This window comes from Hymenobacter sp. (assembly GCF_031398885.1).
Taxonomy (GTDB): domain Bacteria; phylum Bacteroidota; class Bacteroidia; order Cytophagales; family Hymenobacteraceae; genus Hymenobacter.
On the sequence record NZ_JANNOD010000069.1, the window covers coordinates 1 to 5,658 of the forward strand.

The 5,658-nt window shown below is 61.4% G+C and carries 5 protein-coding genes; 1 reads left to right on the plus strand and 4 read right to left on the minus strand.

Annotated elements, in window-relative coordinates; translation table 11 throughout:
- Window positions 1-200 precede the first annotated feature (200 nt).
- From kdpB to RMO51_RS14400, 4 genes are all read right to left on the minus strand, one after another.
- Window positions 201-2,243: a potassium-transporting ATPase subunit KdpB gene (gene kdpB, locus RMO51_RS14385; RefSeq protein ID WP_310395722.1), complete on the minus strand. Its 2,043-nt coding sequence runs from the start codon at window positions 2,241-2,243 to the stop codon at window positions 201-203.
- Window positions 2,244-2,352: 109 nt separating this feature from the next.
- Window positions 2,353-4,053 carry a potassium-transporting ATPase subunit KdpA gene (kdpA, locus tag RMO51_RS14390; protein WP_310395724.1) on the minus strand — a complete coding sequence of 567 codons (1,701 nt, stop codon included), beginning with the start codon at window positions 4,051-4,053 and terminating at the stop codon, window positions 2,353-2,355.
- 102 nt (window positions 4,054-4,155) lie between these two features.
- Window positions 4,156-4,236: a K(+)-transporting ATPase subunit F gene (gene kdpF / locus RMO51_RS14395; RefSeq protein WP_310395728.1), complete on the minus strand. Its 81-nt coding sequence runs from the start codon at window positions 4,234-4,236 to the stop codon at window positions 4,156-4,158.
- A 317-nt stretch (window positions 4,237-4,553) separates the two neighbouring features.
- Entirely contained in the window at window positions 4,554-4,904 is a 351-nt protein-coding gene (locus RMO51_RS14400; protein ID WP_310395725.1) for a hypothetical protein, read from the minus strand.
- Between the two features lie 330 nt (window positions 4,905-5,234).
- Here RMO51_RS14400 and RMO51_RS14405 point away from each other — a divergent pair, with 330 nt between their 5' ends.
- Window positions 5,235-5,546 (plus strand): hypothetical protein, encoded by a 312-nt coding sequence (locus RMO51_RS14405; RefSeq protein ID WP_310395727.1) that lies wholly within the window; start codon window positions 5,235-5,237, stop codon window positions 5,544-5,546.
- Window positions 5,547-5,658: the final 112 nt, after the last annotated feature.

Here is a 5,658-nt window from a genome sequence, read left to right on the forward strand (position 1 = left end):
GGCATCGTTCAGGCGGGGGCCTCACCCCCTGACCCCCTCTCCAAAAGAGAGGGGGCACCGGTCCGACTCTGGCGCCAGGCTCCCCTCTCTTTTGGCTTCGCGTTTTAAGCGAACCGGGGCCGGGGGTGAGGCGCTACGCGAGAACGAAGCGGCCGAGATGCTTCGGCAGGCTCAGCATGACGTTATTTTTTGTGTGATTTCTACAGGAAAACGCCCACAATCAGGTCAATTACCTTGATGCCGATGAAGGGCACGATGACCCCGCCGAGGCCGTAGATGAGCAGGTTGCGGCGGAGCAGCGCCGAGGCACCGATGGCCTTGTAGGGCACACCTTTCAGCGCCAACGGTACCAGGGCGGGGATGATGATGGCGTTGAAAATGACGGCCGAGAGAATGGCCGACTGCGGCGACTTCAGGCCCATGATGTTGAGCGCGCCCAAGGCCGGGATGCCCACCATGAACAGCGCCGGCACGATGGCGAAGTATTTGGCCACGTCGTTGGCGATGGAAAAGGTGGTGAGCGTGCCGCGGGTCATGAGCAGCTGCTTGCCGATTTCCACCACTTCGATGAGCTTGGTGGGGTCGTTGTCGAGGTCGACCATGTTGCCGGCTTCCTTGGCGGCCTGGGTGCCCGAGTTCATGGCCACGCCCACGTCGGCCTGGGCCAGGGCGGGGGCGTCGTTGGTGCCGTCGCCCATCATGGCCACCAGCTTGCCGGCCTGCTGCTCGGTGCGGATGTACTGCATCTTGTCCTCGGGCTTGGCCTCGGCGATGAAGTCATCCACGCCGGCTTTCTCGGCGATGAACTTGGCCGTAAGCGGGTTGTCGCCGGTCACCATCACCGTCTTAATGCCCATGGCCCGCAGTCGCTCGAACCGCTCCTGAATGCCGGGCTTGATGATGTCCTGCAGCTCCACCACGCCCAGCACCTTGTCGTTTTCGCTCACCACCAGCGGCGTACCGCCGTTGCTGGCGATGGCCACCACCCGGTCGGCCGTTTCGGTGGGAAACGTGTTGCCGGCGGCGTTCGACAGGTTCCGCATGGCGTCCGACGCGCCCTTGCGGATGCGCACGCCGTCGGCCAGGGTCACGCCGCTGCTGCGGGATTCGGCCGTGAACTTGATGAGCTCCGCCCCCACCAGCCGGACCTGCAATTTGTCGGGGTCCACCTTGATGTCGCGGGCCAACTCCACAATGCTTTTGCCTTCGGGAGTTTCATCGGTTAGCGAACTGAGGGTGGCATTCTCGACAAATTGCGCCATCGGCACGCCGGGGGCGGGCCAGAAGTGCGTGGCTTTGCGGTTGCCAATGGTAATGGTGCCGGTTTTGTCCAGCAGGAGCACGTCAATATCACCGGCCGTTTCCACGGCTTTGCCGCTCTTGGTGATGACGTTGGCGCGCAGGGCCCGGTCCATGCCCGCAATGCCGATGGCCGAGAGCAGCCCGCCAATCGTGGTCGGAATCAGACACACGAACAGCGCGATGAAGGAGGCAATGGCAATGGGCGTTTTTGAATATTCAGCAAACGGCTGCAGGGTCACGCACACAATCACAAACACCAGCGTGAAGCCGGCCAGCAGAATGGTGAGGGCAATTTCGTTGGGCGTTTTCTGCCGCGAAGCGCCTTCCACCAGCGCAATCATCTTGTCGAGAAACGACTCGCCGGGCGCGGTGGTCACTTGCACTACGATGCGGTCCGACAGCACCTTGGTACCGCCCGTGACGGACGATTTATCGCCGCCCGCCTCCCGAATCACCGGGGCCGACTCGCCCGTAATGGCCGACTCGTCGATGGTGGCCAGGCCTTCGATAATCTCGCCATCGGTGGGGATGATTTCCCCGGCTTCGACCACGAACACCTGACCTTTTTGAAGCTGGGCCGAGCTGACCTCGATGAAGCTGCCGTTGTCCTGGCGCACCTTGGCGGGCGTTTCCTGGCGCGTTTTGCGCAGGCTTTCGGCCTGGGCCTTGCCCCGCGCCTCGGCAATGGCCTCGGCGAAGTTGGCGAACAGCAGGGTCAGGAACAGAACCAGAAACACGGTGAAGTTGTAGCCAAAGCCACCCTGGGTCGGGTCGGGATTAATCAGCAGGCCCACCGTCACGATGAGCATAATCACGGTGCCGATTTCCACGGTGAACATCACCGGGTTGCGGAACATGATGCGCGGGTCGAGCTTCACGAAGGCCTGTTTGATGGCCTCGGAGACGAGCGCGGCTTGGAATAAGGATAAGGATTGGGCCATTATTTTAAGCTGTTGGCTAATAGCTGTTAGCTGTTAGCTTTTTTGGCAAAGCAAGATTGAAGGGACGTAAGCACGGTGAGCTAACAGCTAGCAGCTATTAGCCAGCAGCTTAATAAAGCGTGAAATGCTCGGCAATCGGCCCCAATGCCAAAGCGGGGAAGAAGGCTAGCGCGGCGATGATGAAGATGACGGCGAACACCATGATGCCGAAGGTGGCCGTGTCGGCGGGCAGAGTGCCGGCGCCCTCGGGGATGTACTTTTTGCGAGCCAGCAGGCCGGCGATGGCCACCGGGCCGATGATGGGCAGGAAGCGCGAGAGCAGCAGCACGATGCCCGTGCCGATGTTCCAGAACGGCGTGTTATCGCCCAGTCCCTCGAAGCCCGAGCCGTTGTTGGCCGACGATGAGGTAAACTCATAGAGCATCTCCGAGAAGCCGTGGAAGCCGGGGTTGGCCAGCCAGCCAGCGTACTCGGTGGGGTTGCCCACGTAGGTGTGCGCCGCCATGGCCGTGCCCGTCAGAATGAGCAGCGGGTGCAGCAGGGTCACGATGATGGCAATTTTCATCTCGCGGGCCTCGATTTTCTTGCCCAGGAACTCGGGCGTGCGGCCCACCATGAGGCCGGCGATGAACACGGCGATAATCAGGTAGGCGAAAAAGTTGAGCAAACCCACGCCGCAGCCGCCGTAGAAGGCGTTGGTCATCATGCCTAGCATCTGCGTCATGCCCGAAAGCGGCATGAACGAGTCGTGCATGGAGTTCACCGAGCCGCAGCTGATGACGGTGTTCGTGATGCTCCAGTAGGCCGAGGCCGCCGCGCCGAAGCGCACTTCCTTGCCTTCCATCGCGCCCAGGGCCTGGTCGGCACCCATCTGCGCGATGGCCGGGCTGCCCTGCATTTCGTAGTACACCGCCGGGGCCAGCAGGGCCAGGAAGCCCACCGTCATCACCCCAAAAATCATGTACGAGAGCCGCTTGCGCTTCAGGTAGAAGCCCAGCGCGAAAATCATGGCCAGAGGGATGATGACCAGGCTAATGTTCTCGGCCGCGTTGGTCAGGTAGTTGGGGTTTTCGAGCGGGTGGGCCGAGTTAGCGCCGAAGAATCCGCCCCCGTTGGTGCCCAATTCCTTGATGGCTACCATGGCCGCCACCGGCCCGCGGCTGACCTGCACCGAGTCGCCCTGCATGGTCACGATGGACTCCTTGCCCTGCATGGTCATCGGCGAGCCGTTGAACACCAGAATGAGGGCCAACACGATGGAGCCGGGGATGAGCAGCCGGGTGAGGCTCTTCACGAAGTAGTTGTAGAAGTTGCCCAGTTTCTCGGTGGTGCGGGTTTGCAGGGCGTTGATGACGATGACGGCCGCCGCAATGCCCGTGGCCGCGCTCACGAACTGCAGGAAGGTGATGACCACCAGCTGCGAGAGGTACGACAGGCCCGACTCGCCGGAGTAGTGCTGCAAATTGCAGTTCACCAGAAAGGAAATGGCCGTGTTGAAGGCCAAGTCGGGCGTCATCGAGGGGTTACCGTCGGGGTTGAGCGGCAAGCTGCCTTGGGTGCAGAGGATAAGCATGGCCAGCAGAAACCACACGAGGTTGATGGTGAGCAAGGCCACCATGTGCTGCTGCCAGGTCATCTCGCGCGTCGCGTCGATGCCCGAGGCCCGGAAAATGCCGCGCTCCACGGGCGCCATGAAGTCAAACAGGTTTTTCTCGCCCCGGAAGACGCGGGCCAGGTAACGGCCCAGCGGCAAAGCCAGCCCCAGCGTGAGCAGGTATATGCCGATGATGCCCAGTAATTCAAAATTCATTGGAGGTAGTTGTCAGTTGCTCGTTGTCAGTTGTTATGGTCTCGAAGTCCGTCAAGCCAGCATTGGCTGACAACTGACAACGAGCAACTGACAACTAAAAAATTAAAATTTCTCGGGCTTCAGCAGCACGTAGACCAGGTAGCCGAATACGGCCAGGGACAGGATAAACAGCGCAATCATCATGGCGAAGCGGGGCTAGATGTGGTCAAAAAAATCGACCGATTTATAGAAAAGCCAGAAGCCGGCGAGGCCGACAACGGTGAGCAGCGGAATCATCAGGACGGGGGTCATAGCAAATGGAATCGGGGCCGCGAGCTGCGGCAGGCGTTAGACCAAGGCAAGAGGCGGCCCCAACCAGCACCGGCAGCGGCCTAGCGTGAATAAAAAACTGGTTTATAGGGAGAATAAATTTGCAAAGGGCCGGGAGCCACCGCGGCTCCCGGTCTCGACTCCTAGCGTTTCGCTAGGCTGCTTTGCAAAACGCTAGGCCCCGCCCACATTCAGGGCAGCATGTTGGCGTGGGGACGGCTGTAGGCCTGGTACAAGCCGGCGGGCATGAGTTGGCGGGCCAGTTGGTTGCCGCGGGTGCTGCCGTCGAGGTGCAGGCAGTGCAGGTACACGTTCTCGATGGCGGCTGAGAGGTAGCGGTCGGCGTGGCGGAGCAGGTTGTCGGCCACGGCGAAGCAGTGGCGGAGCAAGTCGAAGCGCCCGGCGGCCGCGGCGCGGCGGGTGAAAGCGGCAAAGCAGTCGAGCTGCCGGTAGAAGCTGGTCGTCATCTTCGGCGCGTGCAGCGCGGCCGACAATTCGGGAAATTCAATTGTCAGCAAGTCGGCCGTTTCAAGAGGGGTCATGGCGGGTGTTGGGAAAAGGGCATCGGGCCAATTGACTGGCTTGCCCCATCATTACCAAGGTCGGTGCCAGGGAGGCAAGCCAGCTCAAGTTTAGGTTCATTCATTTGAATAGCAACCATTTAATCAGGCAATGAGCACCCAATGCCGCTGCCGAGGCCAGCGGCATCCTAGCGTTTCGCTAGGGAATTGTGCAGAGTGCTACGGCTGCGGTACGCCGCTGCGGCCAGCGAAGGGCATCAGGGCCGCTACCGCCGCATTTGTTGCGGTTTGGCCCCGGGTTGGCTGCGACGTGGGCGGCCCCTGCCCCACCCCGCCGGGCCTCCGCTTCCCATGCCCGACCTGCTTTCCGAAATCACCCGCGCCGCCCGAGCCTACTACGCCCAGGCTGACGCTTTTCCGCGCACGGCCACTGATTTTCACGACTGGCTGGCCACGTTGCCGGTAGCGCGCCGGGCCACCATCGCGACCCGCGGCTTCGCTGCCAGCCAGGCTGAGCCGGACTTCCTACGCTTCTGCCTGGAATGGCGCGGCTACGACATGTGGGGCTTCATGGCCAAGCACCTCTCCGTCGAGGCCTTCGCACTCTGGGAAGCCAACGGCGAATTCAACGGCGACCTACCGACGGACTCAGTAAGCCGGTGAGGACGCTGCGCGGGACGCTGCGCTTAATGAGGGATGAGGTATGTAGAATGAGGAATGTAGAATTTACCGTTGGGTGCGAAATCCCTCAATACTCAATAAGCGCAGCGTCCCG

What these genes read in the sequence shown, in the direction of transcription:
- kdpB (WP_310395722.1), bottom strand. Translation starts at nt 2,243, where the DNA reads ATGGCCCAATCCTTATCCTTATTCCAAGCCGCGCTCGTCTCCGAGGCC.
- kdpA (WP_310395724.1), bottom strand. Translation starts at nt 4,053, where the DNA reads ATGAATTTTGAATTACTGGGCATCATCGGCATATACCTGCTCACGCTG.
- kdpF (WP_310395728.1), bottom strand. Translation starts at nt 4,236, where the DNA reads ATGATGATTGCGCTGTTTATCCTGTCCCTGGCCGTATTCGGCTACCTG.
- RMO51_RS14400 (WP_310395725.1), bottom strand. Translation starts at nt 4,904, where the DNA reads ATGACCCCTCTTGAAACGGCCGACTTGCTGACAATTGAATTTCCCGAA.
- RMO51_RS14405 (WP_310395727.1), top strand. Translation starts at nt 5,235, where the DNA reads ATGCCCGACCTGCTTTCCGAAATCACCCGCGCCGCCCGAGCCTACTAC.